Source organism: Frigoribacterium sp. AC512 (assembly GCF_979258295.1).
Map to the genome: position 1 here is coordinate 2,029,778 of NZ_OZ409850.1, position 18,043 is coordinate 2,047,820.

Annotated in this window: 13 protein-coding genes and 1 riboswitch; of the genes, 4 read left to right on the forward strand and 9 right to left on the reverse strand. The window is 72.4% G+C overall.

Features of this window, described 5'->3' with window-relative positions; translation table 11 throughout:
• Positions 1 to 7 precede the first annotated feature (7 nt).
• Complete coding sequence (locus ACZZ97_RS09235; RefSeq protein ID WP_463472958.1) at positions 8 to 685, reverse strand: ECF transporter S component; 678 nt, start codon at positions 683 to 685, stop codon at positions 8 to 10.
• Positions 677 to 787: riboswitch (TPP riboswitch) on the reverse strand. (Overlaps the previous gene by 9 nt.)
• 154 nt (positions 788 to 941) lie before the next feature.
• The gene (locus ACZZ97_RS09240) at positions 942 to 1,889 is read right to left on the reverse strand and encodes an NAD-dependent epimerase/dehydratase family protein (RefSeq protein WP_463472959.1); all 948 of its coding nucleotides are present in this window, start codon (positions 1,887 to 1,889) and stop codon (positions 942 to 944) included.
• A 163-nt stretch (positions 1,890 to 2,052) separates the two neighbouring features.
• Between ACZZ97_RS09240 and glgX the strand changes: the two genes are divergently transcribed.
• The 3 genes from glgX to treZ all read left to right on the forward strand — a co-directional run bounded on the left by glgX (position 2,053) and on the right by treZ (position 8,538).
• The gene (gene glgX / locus ACZZ97_RS09245; protein WP_314102625.1) at positions 2,053 to 4,251 is read left to right on the forward strand and encodes a glycogen debranching protein GlgX; all 2,199 of its coding nucleotides are present in this window, start codon (positions 2,053 to 2,055) and stop codon (positions 4,249 to 4,251) included.
• Positions 4,248 to 6,665 (forward strand): malto-oligosyltrehalose synthase, encoded by a 2,418-nt coding sequence (gene treY / locus ACZZ97_RS09250; protein WP_463472960.1) that lies wholly within the window; start codon positions 4,248 to 4,250, stop codon positions 6,663 to 6,665. The genes glgX and treY overlap by 4 nt, the downstream gene beginning before the upstream one ends.
• A 115-nt stretch (positions 6,666 to 6,780) precedes the next feature.
• Positions 6,781 to 8,538 (forward strand): malto-oligosyltrehalose trehalohydrolase, encoded by a 1,758-nt coding sequence (gene treZ / locus ACZZ97_RS09255; RefSeq protein WP_463472961.1) that lies wholly within the window; start codon positions 6,781 to 6,783, stop codon positions 8,536 to 8,538.
• Positions 8,539 to 8,625: 87 nt separating this feature from the next.
• Here the strand turns inward: treZ and ACZZ97_RS09260 are convergent, their stop codons facing one another.
• The 7 genes from ACZZ97_RS09260 to ACZZ97_RS09290 all read right to left on the reverse strand — a co-directional run bounded on the left by ACZZ97_RS09260 (position 8,626) and on the right by ACZZ97_RS09290 (position 16,728).
• On the reverse strand, positions 8,626 to 9,432 hold the full coding sequence (locus ACZZ97_RS09260) for a polyprenol monophosphomannose synthase (RefSeq protein ID WP_314102619.1): 807 nt from the start codon (positions 9,430 to 9,432) through the stop codon (positions 8,626 to 8,628).
• 131 nt (positions 9,433 to 9,563) lie between these two features.
• Positions 9,564 to 10,265 (reverse strand): class F sortase, encoded by a 702-nt coding sequence (locus tag ACZZ97_RS09265; RefSeq protein WP_463472962.1) that lies wholly within the window; start codon positions 10,263 to 10,265, stop codon positions 9,564 to 9,566.
• Positions 10,262 to 11,440, reverse strand: a complete 1,179-nt coding sequence (locus ACZZ97_RS09270; protein WP_463472963.1) for a glycosyl hydrolase family 8 — start codon at positions 11,438 to 11,440, stop codon at positions 10,262 to 10,264. The genes ACZZ97_RS09265 and ACZZ97_RS09270 overlap by 4 nt, the downstream gene beginning before the upstream one ends.
• Positions 11,441 to 11,576: 136 nt before the next feature.
• The gene (locus ACZZ97_RS09275) at positions 11,577 to 12,467 is read right to left on the reverse strand and encodes a DUF4397 domain-containing protein (RefSeq protein ID WP_314102887.1); all 891 of its coding nucleotides are present in this window, start codon (positions 12,465 to 12,467) and stop codon (positions 11,577 to 11,579) included.
• Positions 12,468 to 12,565: 98 nt separating this feature from the next.
• Entirely contained in the window at positions 12,566 to 14,569 is a 2,004-nt protein-coding gene (locus ACZZ97_RS09280; RefSeq protein ID WP_314102890.1) for a hypothetical protein, read from the reverse strand.
• The gene (locus ACZZ97_RS09285; protein ID WP_314102893.1) at positions 14,566 to 16,059 is read right to left on the reverse strand and encodes a glycosyltransferase; all 1,494 of its coding nucleotides are present in this window, start codon (positions 16,057 to 16,059) and stop codon (positions 14,566 to 14,568) included. Before ACZZ97_RS09285 ends, ACZZ97_RS09280 begins: the two co-directional genes overlap by 4 nt.
• Positions 16,060 to 16,179: 120 nt before the next feature.
• Positions 16,180 to 16,728 (reverse strand): GtrA family protein, encoded by a 549-nt coding sequence (locus ACZZ97_RS09290; protein WP_463472964.1) that lies wholly within the window; start codon positions 16,726 to 16,728, stop codon positions 16,180 to 16,182.
• 144 nt (positions 16,729 to 16,872) lie between these two features.
• Here ACZZ97_RS09290 and ACZZ97_RS09295 point away from each other — a divergent pair, with 144 nt between their 5' ends.
• Complete coding sequence (locus ACZZ97_RS09295; protein WP_463472965.1) at positions 16,873 to 17,877, forward strand: aldo/keto reductase family protein; 1,005 nt, start codon at positions 16,873 to 16,875, stop codon at positions 17,875 to 17,877.
• Positions 17,878 to 18,043: the final 166 nt, after the last annotated feature.

Here is an 18,043-nt window from a genome sequence, read left to right on the forward strand (position 1 = left end):
GCCTTGCTCAGACGCGTGCCTCGGCCGAGCGGCCGGAGGCGAAGCGGCTGAGCGCGCCGGTGCGGGCGAGCCCCCGGGCGGCGAGCCAGGAGAGCAGGCCTGCCAGCACGACGCCGGAGACGACGGCGCTGATGCCGTAGACGACCTTGAACTCGAGCGCGGTCGCGGCGATCGACGAGAACGAGGTGTCGAGCAGGGCGACCGCGACGCCCGCGCCGGCCCCGGCGAGGAGGGCGACGTGGAGGCGCCACGACGAGTACAGGAACGCAGCGAAGACGAGCTCGGCGCCGAGGCCCTCGACGACGCCCCAGATCAGGGTCGAGAAGCCCCACTGCGTGCCGATCAGCATCGACACCACGGCGGCCATCACCTCGGTGTAGACCGCGGCGCCCGGCTTGCGGATGATCAGCCCGCCGAGCACGCCGGCGAAGAGCCAGCCGCCCGAGAGCAGGCCCGAGAGGCCGGGCGTGAAGGCCAGCAGGTTGCTGAGCGGCTCCCACGCGAGGCCCCAGGCCCAGAAGACGACGCCGCAGGCGACGCCGATGACGCTGGCGACGACGATGTCGACGACGCGCCAGCGGCGCGACGGCCTGGGCGACCTCGGCGGCGACTGGTGCGACGACGATGCTGTCGGACGATCCTGGCGACCGGGCTGGGCCTCGTTCGCGGACACGGAAACGGACATGTTCTCTCCTCCCTGCGCTGGCATGATCCAGATCAGGTTCGACGGTCGAAGCGTGGATCGCTTCCTCTCAGCCCGGATCACCGGACTCCCGTGTGTGTGCCGCCGATCATAGCGCCGCCGCGGCCCGACTGTGTGGACGGGCGTCGGTCACAGATCAGGAAGACAGCGCTCGCGCCTCCTGAGCTGTGCACGGTTCAGGACGATCGGCACCTCCGTTGCGGGGATCAGGCGCGATCTTCCTGAATGAGGAGGCAGGTCAGGCGAGGGTGAGCTGCCCGTCGGCACGCAGCCACTCGAGACCCTCGACGATCGCCTCGACCGACGTCCACCGCGGCGCGTAGCCGAGCAGACGCCGGGCCTTGTCGATGCTCATCGAGTGGCTGCGCGAGAGGTGCTGCCACGACGCGTCCGCCGACTCGGCGCTGCGCTGCGCCCGGAAGTCCTCGAACGACGCGAACGTGAGGTGCGCCTCCTGCCCGAAGGTCCTCGCGACCTGCTCGGCGAGGCCGCGCAGGGTGACCGCGCGGTCGCTGACGACGTGGAACGACTCCCCCACGGCCTGCGCCGGACGCTCGACGGCCCGCTGGAACGCCTGCGCCACGTCGTCGGCGTGCACGTGGTGGACCGTCTCGAGCCCGAGGCCCGGCATGACGACCTCGCGCCCCGCGGCGAGCGCCTCCCACACGTCGAGGTCGAGGTTGCCGACGGCGTTGATCATCGGCCAGCCGGGCCCGGTGATGTGCCCGGGGTGCAGCACGGCGCTCTGCACGCCGCCGGGCCGTCGCGACTCGGCGAGCAGCAGGCGCTCGATCTCGGCCTTCTGCGTGCCGTACTCGCCGACCGGCGTGCGCCGCGCCTCCTCGGTCACCGGCACCTCGGCCGACGGGCCGTGCACCCAGATGGTGCCGCAGTGCAGCAGCACGGTGCCGCTGCCCCGCAGCGCCTCGACGAGCGACAGCGCGGAGGCGGGCGTGAAGCAGATCAGGTCGACGACGACGTCCGCGTGCAGGTCGGCGATCGCCCGGCCGAACGAGCCGTCGGCGTCGCCGGCCTCGCGGTCGAGCTGCACCCGCTCGACGCCCGCCCAGGCGGCGTGCTCGCGGTAGGGCGCCGAGGCGCCGCGCGACACGGCGACGACGTCGTGCCCGGCGAGCACGAGCCGCGGCACGAGGTACCCGCCGACGTGTCCCGTCGCGCCGATCACGACGACCCTCACGACGACACCGCCCCGAGGAGGCGCGGGCGAGGGTCGAGGACAGCTGCCGTCGTCGGCAGCGCTGCGGTCGTCATGGCCTCGACGCTAGGCGCGGCGGCCCCGGTGCGCCCGCTGCCCGTAGGCTGACGTGGTCCACGACCCGGAGGTCCGATTGCACACCTGGCCAGGCAACCCCTATCCGCTCGGCGCCACCTACGACGGCAGCGGCACCAACTTCGCGATCTTCAGCGAGGCGGCCAGCAAGGTCGAGCTGTGCCTCTTCGACGCCGACGGCGCCGAGACGCGCGTTCCCCTCACCGAGGTCGACGCCTACGTCTGGCACGCCTACCTGCCGACGGTGCAGCCCGGGCAGAAGTACGGCTACCGCGTCCACGGCGACTACGACCCCGCGGCGGGCTCGCGGGCCAACCCCGCCAAGCTGCTGCTCGACCCGTACGCCAAGGCCACCTGCGGCGAGATCGACTGGGACGAGTCGCTCTTCGCGTACCACTTCGGCGACCCCGACTCGCGGAACGACGACGACAGCGGCCCGCACATGATGCTCGGCGTCGTCATCAACCCGTTCTTCGACTGGCAGGGCGACCGCCCCCCGAAGTACAGCTACGACGAGACCGTCATCTACGAGGCGCACGTCAAGGGCCTCACCGAGACGCACCCCGACATCCCCGAGGACGAGCGCGGCACCTACGCCGGCGTCGCCCACCCGGCGATCATCGAGCACCTCAAGAAGCTCGGCATCACGACCCTCGAGCTGATGCCCGTGCACCAGTTCGTGCAGGACAACACGCTGCTCGAGAAGGGCCTCAGCAACTACTGGGGCTACAACACCATCGGCTTCTTCGCGCCGCACGCGGCCTACTCGGCGACGGGCGACATCGGCCAGCAGGTGCAGGAGTTCAAGACGATGGTCCGGGTGCTGCACGCCGCCGGCATCGAGGTCATCATCGACGTCGTCTACAACCACACCGCCGAGGGCAACCACCTCGGGCCGACCCTGTCGTTCAAGGGCATCGACAACGCCGCCTATTACCGGCTGATGGACGGCGACGCCAAGCACTACATGGACTACACGGGCACCGGCAACAGCCTCAACGTCCGCCACCCGCACTCGCTGCAGCTGATCATGGACAGCCTGCGCTACTGGGTGACCGAGATGCACGTCGACGGCTTCCGCTTCGACCTCGCCGCCTCCCTCGCCCGCGAGTTCTACGAGGTCGACCGGCTGTCGACCTTCTTCGAGCTCGTGCAGCAGGACCCGATCGTGTCCCAGGTCAAGCTGATCGCCGAGCCGTGGGACGTCGGCCCCGGCGGCTACCAGGTCGGCAACTTCCCGCCGCAGTGGACCGAGTGGAACGGCAAGTACCGCGACACCGTCCGCGATTTCTGGCGCGGCGAGCCCTCCACGCTCGGCGAGTTCGCGAGCCGCATCACCGGCTCGGCCGACCTGTACGAACGCGACGGACGCCGCCCGGTCGCGAGCATCAACTTCGTGACGGCGCACGACGGCTTCACCATGCGCGACCTCGTCAGCTACAACGAGAAGCAGAACGACGCGAACGGCGAGGGCGGCGCCGACGGCGAGAGCCACAACCGCTCGTGGAACAGCGGCGTCGAGGGCGAGACCGACGACCCGCAGGTGCGCGCCCTCCGCGAGCAGCGCCAGCGCAGCTTCCTCGCGACCCTGCTGCTCAGCCAGGGCGTCCCGATGCTGCTGCACGGCGACGAGCTGGGCCGCACCCAGCGCGGCAACAACAACACCTACGCGCAGGACAGCCCGATCAGCTGGATCGACTGGGAGGCGGCGGACCGCGAGCTCGTCGAGTTCGTCGCCGAGGTGATCAAGCTGCGGCACGACCACCCCACGTTCCGTCGTCAGCGCTACTTCAACGGCCGTCCCGTCACCCGGGGCGAGGGCGAGCCGCTGCCCGACATCGTCTGGCTGACGCCCGAGGGCGACGCCATGCAGGAAGGCGAGTGGAACGAGTCCTACGCCAAGGCGATCGGCATGTTCCTCAACGGCGACGGCATCCGGGGGCGCGACCAGCGCGGCGGCCGCATCACCGACGTGAACTTCGTCCTGTACTTCAACGCGAGCGCCGAGACGGTCACCTTCGTCCTGCCGCCCGACGAGTACGCCGAAGGGTGGGAGGTGGTCGTCGACAGCACCGTCGCCGCGCCTCCGCCCCCGGCCCAGTCCGCTCCGCGCACGCCGACCGCGACGCGCGCCGCGACCACCACCCAGCCCCCCAGCACGCCGCAGGTCCCTGCCGCGCTGCTCGCCGGCGACCGGCTCCCCGTGGCGGGCCGTTCCCTCGTCGTCCTCCGAGCCACGGCCGAGGAGCACGCGTGACCCGACACGACCACCCCCGATCCACCTACCGGCTGCAGATCAGGGCGGGCTTCGACCTGTTCGCGGCGGCCGACCAGGTGCAGTATCTTCGCGACCTCGGCGCCGACTGGGTCTACCTGTCGCCGGTGCTCGAGGCCGAGCCCGGCAGCGACCACGGCTACGACGTCGTCGACCACAGCCGGGTCGACCCCGACCGCGGCGGCACGGCCGGACTCGACGCGCTGTCCGAGCGCGCGCACGGCGCCGACCTCGGCGTGCTCGTCGACATCGTGCCGAACCACGTCGGCGTCGCGACCCCGAAGGCCAGCACCTGGTGGTGGGACCTGCTCACGCACGGTCGGGACAGCAGGTACGCCGACGCGTTCGACGTCGACTGGGCGGCCGGCGGCGGCAAGGTGCTGCTGCCCGTGCTCGGCGAGCCGGCAGGCTCCGACGGCCGGATCGAGGGCCTCGAGGTCGTCGACGGCGAGCTGCACTACTACGAGAACGTCTACCCGATCGCGCCCGGCACCCTCGGCGACGCCGCGGACGGCCCTGCCGACGCCGCCGCCGTGCACGCCCGCCAGTCGTACGAGCTCGTGCACTGGAAGCGCGCCGACACCGACCTCAACTACCGCCGGTTCTTCGCGGTGAACACCCTCGCCGGCATCCGCGTCGAGGAGGGCTGGGTGTTCGACGAGTCGCACGCCGAGATCGGGCGCTGGTTCCGCGAGGGCCTCGTCGACGGTCTGCGCGTCGACCACCCGGACGGCCTCGCCGACCCGGGCGCCTACCTCGACCGGCTCGCCGCGCTGACCGGCGGCGCCCACGTGCTCGTCGAGAAGATCCTCGAGGGCGACGAGCGCCTCCCCGAGGACTGGGCGACGGACGGCACCACGGGCTACGACGCCCTCGCCGACCTCGACCGGGTCTTCGTCGACCCCCGCGGCGCCGCCGCGCTCGACGGCCTCGACTCGCGCCTCCGCGCCGACGACGACAGCGCGCACTCCCCCGCGGACGGCGACGCCCGCGCCTCGGACGAGGCGGTCGACTGGCACCGGATGATCCTCGGCACCAAGCGCGGCATCGCGGACGGCATCCTCGGCAGCGAGATCCGCCGCCTGGCGCGCCTCGTCTCGGACGACGGGCGCGCGGACGAGGCCGTCGTCGACGCCCTCGCCGAGCTCGCCGCCGCGTTCCCGGTCTACCGGAGCTACCTCCCGCAGGGCGCCGACCAGCTGGCCCGTGCGGCCGAGGTCGCGACCGGGAGCCGCCCCGACCTCGCGGACGAGATCGCCCGCGTCGTCGCCGTCCTGGCCGACGAGTCGCACCCGGCGTCCGTGCGCTTCCAGCAGACCAGCGGCATGGTGATGGCCAAGGGCGTCGAGGACACGGCGTTCTACCGCTACAGCCGCCTCGCCACCCTCACCGAGGTCGGCGCGGACCCCGCCGAGTTCTCGCTGACGCCCGCCGAGTTCCACGCTCGCCAGCAGGCCCGCCTGGCCGAGCGGCCCTTCGGCATGACGACGCTGTCGACGCACGACACGAAGCGCAGCGCCGACGTGCGCTCGCGCATCACCGTGCTCTCCGAGATCGGCGACGAGTGGACGGCGACCCTCGAGCGCCTCCGCGACCTCGCCCCGATCGGCGACGGCCCGTTCGAGAACATCCTCTGGCAGAGCGTCGTCGGCGCCTGGCCCGCGTCGCGCGAGCGCCTGCACGCCTACGCCGAGAAGGCGAGCCGCGAGGCGAGCACCTCGACCACGTGGACCGACCGCACCGCGGACGCCGAGGCCTTCGAGGAGCGCATGCACGCGGCCATCGACGCGGTCTTCGACCACGAGGAGGTGCGGCACGAGATCGAGAGGATCGTCGACGTCGTCCGCGCCCCCGGCCGCAGCAACTCGCTCGGCCTCGCCCTGCTCCAGCTCACGGGCCCCGGCAGCCCCGACGTGTACCAGGGCGGGGAGCTGTGGGACCACTCGCTCGTCGACCCGGACAACCGTCGCGAGGTCGACTTCGCGCTGCGCCGCCGCCTCCTCGACCAGGTCGCGGCCGGCGAGACGCCGCCGGTCGACGAGACGGGCGCGGCGAAGCTGCTCGTCACGCACCGGGCACTGACGCTCCGTCGCGACCGCCCGGAGCTGTTCACGCGCTACGGCGCCCTGCCGGTGTTCGGCGACCAGGCCGACTCGGCCGTGGCCGCCGACCGCGGCGGCGCGCTGACCATCGCGACGCGCCTGCCCGTCGCCCTCGAGCAGGCCGGGGGCTGGGGCGACACCGTCGTCCTCGTCCAGGGCCGGCGCTGGCGCGACGTCCTCACCGGGCGCGTGCACGAGGGCGGGCGTCTGCGCCTCGCCGACGTGCTCGACACGTACCCCGTCGCGCTGCTCGTCCCGGCGGACGGACAGCAAGAGAGCGGCGCCGAGCAGTAACAGCGGCCCTCCGCACGACTACCGTCGACCCCCTGCGGGTCGGCGGTTCGTCGTCCTGCCCGCGGCCTCCCGACCACCTGCACCTTCCCGACCACCACACCTCCCGAGGAGACCGATGAGCGTCTACGACGTCTGGGCACCCACCGCGACCACCGTGCAGCTGCACCTCGACGGCGACGTGCTGCCGCTCGAGCACGAGGCCGCCACCGGGTGGTGGCGAGCGGCCGCCGACCTCGACCGCGGGCCCGGCCACCGCTACGGGTTCCTCGTCGACGACGGCGAGACGCCGCTGCCCGACCCGCGGTCGCGGCGCCAGCCCGACGGGGTGCACGGCCTGAGCGAGACCTGGGACGGCGACTCGTTCGACTGGACCGACGCCTCCTGGACGGGTCGTCAGCTCGCCGGCGCGGTGATCTACGAGCTGCACGTCGGCACCTTCACGCCCGACGGCACCCTCGACTCGGCGATCGCGAAGCTGCCGCACCTGGTCGAGCTCGGCGTCGACCTCGTCGAGCTCCTGCCGGTCAACGGCGTCAACGGTCGCTGGAACTGGGGCTACGACGGGGTCGACTGGTTCACGGTCACCGACAACTACGGCGGGCCCGACGCGTACCAGCGCTTCGTCGACGCCGCCCACGCCGCGGGGCTCGGCGTCGTGCAGGACGTCGTCTACAACCACCTCGGCCCCTCGGGCAACTACCTGCCCGTGTTCGGCCCGTACCTGTCGAGCAAGCACGCGAACACGTGGGGCGACAACGTCAACCTCGACGACGAGGGCTCGCACGAGGTGCGCGAGTTCATCCTCGACAACGCGCTGATGTGGTTCGAGCGGTTCCACGTCGACGCCCTCCGGCTCGACGCCGTGCACGCGCTCGTCGACGACAGCCCCGTGCACCTGCTGCAGGAGATGGGCGAGCGCACCGCCGCCCTCAGCGCCCACCTGAGCCGTCCGCTGACGCTGATCGCCGAGAGCGACCTGAACGACGCCCGCCTCGTCACGCCTCGCGACGGCGGCGGCTTCGGCCCCGACCACCGTCAGGGCTGGGGCCTCGACGGGCAGTGGAGCGACGACTTCCACCACGCGCTGCACGTCGCCCTGACCGGCGAGACGAACAGCTGGTACGCCGACTTCGCGTCGCTCGACTCGCTGGCCAAGGTCGTCACGAAGGGCTTCTTCCACGACGGGACCTGGTCGTCGTTCCGCGAGGCCGACCACGGCCACCCGGTCGACGCCCGGCACATGCCCGCCTGGCGCCTCGTCGTGGCCAACCAGAACCACGACCAGATCGGCAACCGCGCCGTCGGCGACCGCCTCGCGGCCACCCTCGACGACGGGCAGCTGCAGATCGCCGCGGCGCTGACCCTCACCTCGCCGTACACCCCGATGCTCTTCATGGGCGAGGAGTGGGGCGCGTCGACCCCGTGGCAGTTCTTCACGTCGCACCCCGAGAAGGAGCTCGGCGAGGCCACCGCGAAGGGCCGCATCGCCGAGTTCGCCAAGTCGGGCTGGGACGAGTCGGTCGTGCCCGACCCCCAGGACCCGCAGACGTTCGAGGACTCGAAGCTCGACTGGTCGGAGCTCGGGCGCGGGCGCCACGCCCTGCTGCTCGACGCCTACCAGCAGCTCACGGCCCTGCGCCGCGCCGAGCCCGAGCTCACCGACCCGCGCCTCGGCCGCACCTCGGTCGAGCACGACGCCGAGGCCGGCTGGTTCGTGATGACCCGGGGCACGATCCGGGTGGCCGTCAACTTCGGGACGCAGGAGGCGCGGGTCGACGTGCCCGCCTCCTCCGTGCTCTTCGCCAGCGACGACTCGATCGCGGCCGGCGCCGAGCTGGTGCTGCCGCCGCACTCGGTCGCGGTGGTCCGCTAGCCGCTCCGCTCGACCGGGCCCGGACATGACGACGTCCGCACGGCCGGGGCTGACCACCCCTGCCGTGCGGACGGTGCCGCCTCCCTGCTAGCGCGCCTGCGCGTGGCGCACGACGGGCCCGACCCGGTGCGACGTCGCGCGGACGCTCGGCAGGCGACGGTGTCGCACGACCAGCTCGACGAGGGCACGCCCCCGTCGGCGGAGACCCCAGAGGGTCACCTTGGTCAGCGACTCCCTGACGATCGAACCGCTCATCTTCGAGGCGCCGTGGACGCGCTCGGTGAACGTGATCGGAGTCTCGACGACCCGGAGGCCCGCCTGGAGGGCGCGCCAGAGCAGGTCGACCTGGAAGCAGTAGCCGCGCGACTCGACGGCGTCGAGGTCGATGCGGCGGAGGGCCGAGGCACGGAACGCGCGGAACCCGCCCGTCGTGTCGGCCACGCGGATGCCGAGGGCACCGCGGGTGTACCAGCTGCCGCCGCGGCTGAGCAGCTCACGCCGCAGCGGCCAGTTCTCGACCTCGCCGCCCGGCACCCAGCGCGAGCCGAGCACGAGGTCGTCGTCGGCGAGCAGGCCGAGCAGGCGCGGCAGGTCCTCGGGGTGGTGCGAGCCGTCGGCGTCCATCTCGACGATCGCCTCGTAGCCGCGCTCGAGGCCCCAGGCGAAGCCGGCGAGGTAGGCGGCGCCGAGGCCCGCCTTCTCGGTGCGGTGCATCACGTGCACGCGGGGCTCGCGGTCGGCCCAGCTGTCGGCGAGGTCGCCGGTACCGTCGGGCGAGCCGTCGTCGACGACGAGCACGTCGACGGCGGCTCCGGACGTGAGGGTCCGGCTGACGATCATGTCGAGGTTCTCCCTCTCGTCGTAGGTGGGGATGATCACGAGCGCGTCGTTCACGGGGTGGTCCTTTCCGGTCGGGTCGGAGAGAAGGGCGGTGCGGGTCGGGTGAGGTGGTGCGGCGGTGCTGTGCGGGCCGGCGCGTCGGGTGCGTCGGCCGCCGGGTGGTGGGGTTGAGGGCGTGCGGGGCGTCAGCTCGTCGGCACGAGGTCGGCGAAGACGATGAGGTTGTCGACGTAGTGCCCGGTCGAGCGGTCGAACGTGCCGTCGCAGGTGATGAGGCGCAGGCTCGGCGTCGGCGTCGAGCCGTAGACGTCGCTGGTGGGGAACGTCGCCTTGGGCGTCCGCTCGCTGCCCGTGACGCGGAAGGTCTCGACCGTGCCGGTCGAGAGGGTCACCTGGACCTCGTCGCCGACGGCCAGCTTCGCCAGGTCGACGAACACGGCGGGTCCGCTGCCCGAGTCGACGTGGCCGGCGATGACGGCCGGCCCGACGGCTCCGGGCACGGTGCCGTCGCGGTACCAGCCGGCCGACTCCCACGCCTGCGGCGGGTCGAGCTCGCCGGCGGCGCCGAGACCGAGGTCCTCGAGGCCGGAGTCGACCCCGATGGACGGGATCTGCACCCGCTCGGGCGTCGCGCCCGCAGGAGGCGGGGTGTACGACTGCGCCGCCGGATCCTGGAACGAGCCCGCGGCCCCGCTGGCGGGGTCGACGCTCGGCGAGGCGGACGTCGTCGTTGCCGTGGTGGGGGCCGGGCCCTGCGCGTCCGCGCCGGACCCGCCCGGCTGCGCCGCGACGGCGGCGACGGTGGCGCCACCGGCGAGCAGCAGCACGGCCGCGCCGAGCGCGATCGCGGCACGTCGGTGCGACGAGACGAACTGCGACACGGTCATCGGGACACCGCCAAGGGCGAGCAGGCGCCGAGAGCCGAGCCCTCGCCGTCGAGCTGGAGGGAGGCGAGAGCGGCCCAGGCCGCGCCGTAGTAGGTCGGCGTCGACTGCGCCAGCGCGTCGGCACGTCCGAGGTCGGCCGCGGCGGCGTCGGGCTCTCCCGCACTGGCGAGCGCGGCGGCACGGGCGGCGTAGGCGAGCGGGCTCTGGTCCTGGCCCATCTCCTGGCCGCCCAGGTCGAGCTGCATCGGCAGATCGGGGTAGCGCTGCAGCACCGGCGCGAGCCGGGCCGCCAGCGCGACGTCGACCGGGTCGCACGACTCGGCGTACCGCAGGGCGAGCCGACCGGCGTCGTAGCTGTACTGGACCGTGCCCGACGAGCCGTCGGCGCTCGGCAGGGGGACGACGGTGCCGTCCTGCTGCACCTGCGCCCAGTCGCTCGGCAGGGCCGTGGCGGTCAGCACGTTCGTCGTGACCGCGCGGGAGCCCTGCTCGAGCTCGGCCCAACGGGGGTCGCCGCTGGCCTCGCCGAGCTGCGCGAAGGCGGCCGGCGCGGCGTAGGAGGGGTTGTACGACCACGGGCCGGAGCCGGCGGCCCAGGGACCGGGGAGCAGGATGCGCCCCACGTCGGTGCTCGCCGTCATCTCGTCGAGCACGTGCGTGCCGAGCTGGATCCCGTCAGCGGTCCAGGTGGGTCGGTCGAACGCGGCGCCGGCGAGCACGAGCGCCCTGGCGGCGTCGACGTCGGCGTCGCTGGCGGGCATGTCGTCGACGACGGCGCCGTCGGCCCAGCGCCAGGCGAGCAGTCCGTCCTGCCGGACCAGCTCCTCCTTCGTCCAGTCCCAGATGGCGGCGAAGCGGTCTTCGTCGCCGACGGCCGCGGCGACGAGCATGCCGTAGGCCTGGCCCTCGCTGACGGTGTCGTCGCCCTGGTCGCGTCGGACGACGCGGCCGTCGTCGTCGACCCACTCGGCGAGGAAGTCCTCGCCGATCTGCGTGGCGCTGCGGGCGTCGGGAGTGCTGTCGGCGGTGCCGGGGTCGCTGCTCTCGGCAGGCCCCCCGGCGGTGCGGTCGGGGGCGCCGCCGGGTGCTCCGACGACGAGGAGGGCGATGCCGGCGGTCACGGCCACGGCCGCGACGACCACTGCGGCGAGCAGTGCCTTCGTCTTCTTCGTCATGTCGTTCCTCTGAGGGTCTCGGTGTGGCTCACGGAGCGGAGTCCGTGCGGGGTGCTGCGTGCTGCGTGCAGGGTGCTGCGGGCGGGTCCCGAGGAGGCGCGGCGACGGTGGTCGCTCACCGCGCCTCCTCGGGATCTCAGGCCCCGAACCAGCTGCGGACGGTGGCCCAGAAGCCCGCGGGCTCGTCCTTCGCCGGGTGCTCGGCCAGGTAGCCGCCGCCCGTCTGGACGCCGCCCACGGGGGCCTGCGCCGTGGCCGCGCTGTCGACGACCGGAACGACGGTGAGCCCGCCGGTCGAGTTGTCGAGCACGAACAGCGTGTTGATGCTGCCGGCCGCGAGGTCGACGTCGCTCGTGCCGGTGACCTTCTGGCCGGTCAGGTCGAGGCTCCAGGGACCGGCGGCGACCTCGGCGTAGCCGCTGGCGCTGCCGAACGAGGCCTTCGACGCGATGGTCGTGCCCGTCGTCGTCGCGACCGAGACGGTCTTGCTCACGGTCGCGGCCTGGAACAGGCGGACCTTGGCCTGGCCGTCCGTGGGCGGGGTGAGGTCGTCCTTGACGACGCGGGTCTCGAGGTCGTCGTTCGGGCCGTAGGCGAGGGCCGTGATCGGCTGTCCGCTGTCGACGGTGACGTTCGTCGTGATGACCGGCTTCGCGTCGGCGGGTGCGTCGGCGGCGGTCATCGAGACGACGTAGGTGCCGGGCGTCAGCGCCTGGTACGGGCTGACCTGGCCGAACGTGACGTCGTCGAGGTCCATGACGACCTGGCCGCCGGCGAGCGAGGTCAGGGTCACGTCGACCGACTTGGTGTCGGGCGAGAGGTGGCCGACGCGGACCCAGCCGTCGCCGTCGGCGGCGTGTGCGGGCGACGCGCCGACGAGCGACCCGGCGAGGGCCACGCCGGTCGCCGCGGTGACGGCGAGGACGGTCACGAGACGGCGCCTCGGGGTGAGGGTCGAGGAGTCGGTGGTCGAGGAGGCTGTGGTCGAGGAGGCGGTGCGTGCGGTGCTGCTGTGGAGTGAAGCCATGAGGGCGGTTCCTTTCCGGTCGGGTGCCGCGTCCGAGAGGGCGCGACGGCGGTGAGGAGGGGTGTCGGGGGTCGTGTGCACGACCCCCGACGCGGTGGTCAGTCGGACAGGACGCCCGACGGGGCGACCGCGGAGAACGTGATGCGGAGGCCGTCTCCCTGCGGCTCGATCGAGGCCGGCTCGTAGGTGTCGCCGAGGCCCCGGAGGAGCGTGTCGAGCTGCGCGACGGTCTCGCCGCCCTGCGGCGTGACGTCGAACTGCCGGAACACGGACTCCTGCTCGCCCGGCAGGGCTGCGGGGTCGGCGACCGAGATCGGCGCCACGGCCGCGAGCTGGCCGAGCACGATGAGGGCACGCGGGTCGAGGCGGCCGTCGCGGAGGGCCTGGTCGAACGTGGCCGACACCTGCAGGTCCGGGTTCTGGGCGAGCTCGGCACCGGCGGCGGACCGCGCGGCGGCGGCGGCGTCCGCGGAGCGCTGCGCCTCGGCGGCGCCGTCGCTGTCGATCCGGCGGACGTTGACCTGCTGGTCGCCGTCGCCGAAGGAGGCCACGACGGTCGAGCTCTCGAGCGCCGAGCGCACGTCGGGCGACCCTGCTCCCGAGGTCCGGACCGACTCGGTCTCGAAGAGGTAGTCCGAGTCGCGCCAGCCGTTCGGCGACTGCGCCTGGACGGCGCCGTCGGTGTCGATCTTGTAGAACCAGATCACGTTGTCCCGGGCGAAGCCGGCACGGACCAGGTCGACCCACACCGCGTCGTCGACGAGGAGGCGGCTGTCCTTCGGGACGTTGGTCTCGACCCAGGTCTCGGCGTTGCGCATCGGCGCGTCGAGGTCGGAGTCGAGGAAGCCGCGCAGCTGAACGGCCCAGAGGGGCACCAGCGCCACCACGGCGGCGACGGTGAGCGCGATCCACGTGACGGACCCCGTGCGGACCGCGGCCGTCGACACGGCGCCGGCCCGGCGCGCCCGCACCGACTTCACGGCGGCGTCCGTGACCGCGGCGATCAGCAGCGCCGCGAACGGCAGCAGCATGATCACGTACGGCACCGGCAGGTAGCCACCGGGACGGAACATGAAGGCGATCAGGAAGACCATCATCACGGCGACCGGACGGACCCGCTTCATGAAGAGGCCGACGACGGAGGCGAGGGTGCCGACCACGATCAGCACCTGGTCGAGCTGCCACCACTGCGAGACCGTTGCGAAGAAGAGGCTGCCGGTGTCGAACACCGAGCCGCTCGCCTCACGGGTCGCGAGCTGGAACTGGATGCCCTCGAGCAGGCTGACCCGGCCGGCGCCCGGCAGCAGCTCTCCCTTGACGGCGGCGAGCGCGACGTAGCCGAGCCCGACGAGCACGAGCAGGCTGCCCGCGATCGAGAGCGTGTAGCGACGGGTCGACTTGTCGGCGCCGCGCCACATCATCCAGGCCAGGAACGGCAGGGCGAGCAGGTACGTCTCCTTCGAGAGCACCGCGATGCCGAACGAGACGGAGGCGGCCGCGAAGCCGGCGAGCTGGTAGCGCTTGCTGAGGGCGAAGACGAACGCGGCGAGCAGCCACGGCGTGGCCACGTTGTCGAGGTAGACCGTCCGGTGGAACTGGAGGGCCAGCGGCGACACGGCGAACACGAGGCCGGCGACGGCCGCGGCGGGGCGGCTGAGGCCGAGCTTGCGGGCGAGCAGCCAGAGCAGGGCGACCGCGACGACGGTGAAGGCGAGCATCGCCTCGCGGCCGGCCAGCACCGCGACGTCGTAGCGGTCGAAGGCACCGGTCAGGGCCGTGTAGGCCGAGATCTGCAGCCAGCCCACCGGGGGGTGGTCGTACCAGTAGGTGTAGTGGGCGAGCTCTCCGAGGTTCTGGACGGCCCAGGCCTGGGCCGTGTACGTGCCCTCGTCGTCGATCCGCTGCGGCGAGCCGGCCATGTTGAAGGCCTGCACGACGGCTGCGATCGCCATCAGGGGCAGCAGCCAGACGAGGCTGGCGCCGTGGCGGCGGAGCCACCCCGGCGAGCGTGCGGGGGCAGGCTGCACGGGCGTGCCGGGACGACGCGGCGCCGTGGCGATGCGGTCGTCGACCGCCGTCGGGCGGTTCAGCGTGCTGGTCATCGGTCACCTCCGGTCATGGCGAGGGCGGGCTCCTGCTGGGACGCGCGGGGCGCCTCCTGCGGGGCTGGGGTCTCGGCGGGGCGGTGGGCTCCCGTGTGCTCCGTCTTCTCCCAGGCGTTCATGCCCCGGATCTGACGGAAGACGGCTCGCACGGCGGCGAGGGCGAGGAAGATCTGGTAGGGGATGAGGCCCCAGATCAGGCGGAAGTAGTCGCGGGCCCGGACCTTCTGGCCGTAGGTGCGGCCGAACTCCCGGAGGCCCGTGAACTCGACGGCCAGCAGCACCAGGGTCGGCGCCAGCGGGATGAACGAGACGAGCGCGATGGCCGTCGGCACCTTGATCGTGAAGATGAGGATCACGGAGATCGGGATGAGCAGGCCGGTGGCTGCCTGGATGAACGGCATGGTCAGCAGGTAGCGGGCCATGAGGCGCTGGCGCAGGCGCGGCAGCTTCTTCCACTCGCCCTTGCCGTAGACCTGCATGAAGCCCTGGTTCCAGCGGGTGCGCTGCTTCAGCAGCGACACGAACGTGCCGGGGGTCTCCTCGCGGGTGACGACCTCGGGGCTGTAGGCGACGACGACCTTCGCGCCGGCGCTCGACAGGCGGACGCCCAGCTCGCAGTCCTCCGCGAGGCACTCGGCGTCCCAGCCCTCGGACCAGTCGAGCCAGTCCTTGCGGACGAAGACGGTGTTGCCGCCGAGGGGGATGAACTTCTCCTTGGCGTGGAAGTGCAGGCGCGAGCGGAACCAGAAGTAGTACTCGAGCACGTTGCGGAGGCTCCACCAGCTCGTCTGGAAGTTCATCAGCTGCACGCCGCCCTGGACCACGTCCGCGTCGGTCTCGCTGAAGCGCGAGTCGACGAGCGTCAGGAGGCGCGGGTGCACCTCGTCCTCGGCGTCGAACACGCCGACGATCTCGCCGCGCGAGGTCTGCAGCGCGAGGTTGAGCGCCTTGGGCTTGTTCTTGGGGACGCTCGAGTCGACCACCACGCGGATCAGGTCGGGGTGGCGTGCCGCGGCCTCACGGGCGACGCGCTCGGTGCCCGGGTCGTCGTGGCCGACGATCGCGATGATCTCGAAGTCGGGGTGGTCCTGCAGCGCGAGGCGGTCGAGGGTCTGGCCCATGACCTCCTCCTCGTGCCGTCCGGGGACCAGCAGGGTGAACGAGTGGCGCGCGTCGAGGGGGTCGGAGCTGAACTGGCTGCCCTCGAGGTTGTCCTTCGAGCGCCAGGCGTGCAGCATCCACCACAGCGTCGAGACGGCCACCGCGGTCAGCAGCAGCGACACGAGGACGAGCGACGAGTAGCCGATCCACTCGAAGGGGCTCCAGTCGGGCAGCGAGAAGCCCGAGAGGGCCTCCCCCGCGCCGGACGTGGCACCGCGGTTGGGCACGAACTGGTCAGGGCTCGTGGGTGCCTGCGGCGTCAGCAGGGGCTGTGGCTCGCCGGCGGCGAGCAGGGAGTGCACGGGGTGCGTCGGGTCAGTCGACACGGTCGTTCTCCTGTCGGGTCAGGGGTGGTCGGTGGTCTCCGGATCGCGACGGTCGGGTGCCGCGAGCGGGGTGGTGCCGATGGTGCGCGGTTCGGGTGGTGCGCGGTGCGGGTGGTGCGGTCAGCGGGCGTCGGCCGTGGCCGGCGCGAAGACGAACCAGCGGTAGGCGACGTAGCGGAACGCCGTGCCGAGCACGAGCCCCACGCCGTTCGCCGCGATGTTGTCCGCGAGCTGGCTGGTGTGGCCGAGCACGTAGTGCGACACGAAGAGGCACAGGGAGGCGATGGCCAGCCCCCCGACGTTCACGAGGCCGAAGACGACGGCCTCCTTGAGCACGGCACGGCCGCGGTCGGCACGGAACGTGAGGTAGCGGTTGCCGAGCCACGCGACGGCGGTCGCGATGATCACGGAGATCACCTTCGCGCCGATCGGCTTGTCGTCGAGCAGCGTGACACGCAGCAGGTTGTAGACGCCCACGTCGACGACGAAGGCGATGCCGCCGACGAGGCCGAAGGTCGCGAGCTCGCGGAGGCGGCTCGCCACGCGCACCGAGACGGCGGCGCGGGCGGGCACGGAAGACATCGCCGAGGAGGCGGCGGCAGGGGCGACGCCGGGAGCGTCGGCCGGTCGGGTGGTCACCCTCTCGTCGAGGGCGGTGGCGTCGGGCATGACACCGATTCGGGGGCCCCCCGTAAGGGGGTTTGCCCGGGGTACGCCCTTGTGTGCTGGTTGCCAGGTTGACGTCACGCGCTGTTCACATCGCCGTCCCGGGTCTCGCTCGCCTCGCGCCCGGGACGCGCGTAGCGTGAGCCCATGGAATTCAGATACCTCGGACACAGCGGTCTCAAGATCTCTGAGATCACCTACGGCAACTGGCTGACGCACGCGTCGCAGGTCGAGAACGACGTCGCGACGCAGTGCGTCCGCGCCGCCCTCGACGCGGGCATCTCGACCTTCGACACCGCCGACGCCTACGCGAACACGGGCGCCGAGACGGTGCTCGGAGCGGCGCTCGCCGGCGAGCGCCGCGAGTCGCTCGAGATCTTCACGAAGGTCTACTGGCCGACCGGCCCCGCAGGCCACAACGACACGGGCCTCAGCCGCAAGCACATCCTGGAGTCGATCGACGGCTCGCTGACACGGCTGGGCACCGACTACGTCGACCTGTACCAGGCGCACCGCTACGACAGCGAGACCCCGCTCGAGGAGACGATGCAGGCCTTCGCCGACGTCGTCCGCCAGGGCAAGGCGCTCTACATCGGCGTCAGCGAGTGGAACGCGGAGCAGATCCGCGCCGGCCACGCGCTCGCAGAGAAGCTCGGCGTGCAGCTCATCTCGAACCAGCCGCAGTACTCGATGCTGTGGCGGGTCATCGAGCAGGAGGTCGTCCCCGCGAGCAAGCAGCACGGCCTGAGCCAGATCGTCTGGTCCCCCGTCGCGCAGGGCGTCCTGACCGGCAAGTACAAGCCGGGCGCCGAGCTGCCCGCCGGCAGCCGCGCGACCGACGAGAAGGGCGGCGCGAACACCATCAAGCGCTTCCTCACCGACGAGGTCCTGACCGGCGTCGCCGCCCTCGAGCCGATCGCCGCCGACCTGGGGCTCTCGATGGCCCAGCTCGCCATCGCGTGGGTGCTGCAGAACGACAACGTCGCCTCCGCCATCATCGGGGCCTCACGCCCCGAGCAGGTCGCCGACAACGTGAAGGCGGCCGGCGTGACGTTGCCCGCCGAGGTCATGACGAAGATCGACGAGGCGCTCGGCGACCTCGCGGAGCGCGACCCCGCCAAGACGGTCTCGCCCGCCCAGCGCCCGGCCTGAGCCGCCCGCCCCGCGGGCGCGACCCCGGCGACGACGTTCCCGATCTCGTGCCGGAGATCGGGAATGTCGCGCGGGAGGATGCGCTTGCATATACTCGTACCGACCTTCGGTGACACGTCACCGATCCAGATCTCACCGCACGACTCACCACGAAGCCCACAGAACA

What these genes read in the sequence shown, in the direction of transcription:
- ACZZ97_RS09235 (WP_463472958.1), bottom strand. Translation starts at nt 685, where the DNA reads ATGTCCGTTTCCGTGTCCGCGAACGAGGCCCAGCCCGGTCGCCAGGAT.
- treZ (WP_463472961.1), top strand. Translation starts at nt 6,781, where the DNA reads ATGAGCGTCTACGACGTCTGGGCACCCACCGCGACCACCGTGCAGCTG.
- ACZZ97_RS09265 (WP_463472962.1), bottom strand. Translation starts at nt 10,265, where the DNA reads ATGACCGTGTCGCAGTTCGTCTCGTCGCACCGACGTGCCGCGATCGCG.
- ACZZ97_RS09270 (WP_463472963.1), bottom strand. Translation starts at nt 11,440, where the DNA reads ATGACGAAGAAGACGAAGGCACTGCTCGCCGCAGTGGTCGTCGCGGCC.
- ACZZ97_RS09275 (WP_314102887.1), bottom strand. Translation starts at nt 12,467, where the DNA reads ATGGCTTCACTCCACAGCAGCACCGCACGCACCGCCTCCTCGACCACA.
- ACZZ97_RS09280 (WP_314102890.1), bottom strand. Translation starts at nt 14,569, where the DNA reads ATGACCAGCACGCTGAACCGCCCGACGGCGGTCGACGACCGCATCGCC.
- ACZZ97_RS09290 (WP_463472964.1), bottom strand. Translation starts at nt 16,728, where the DNA reads ATGCCCGACGCCACCGCCCTCGACGAGAGGGTGACCACCCGACCGGCC.
- ACZZ97_RS09295 (WP_463472965.1), top strand. Translation starts at nt 16,873, where the DNA reads ATGGAATTCAGATACCTCGGACACAGCGGTCTCAAGATCTCTGAGATC.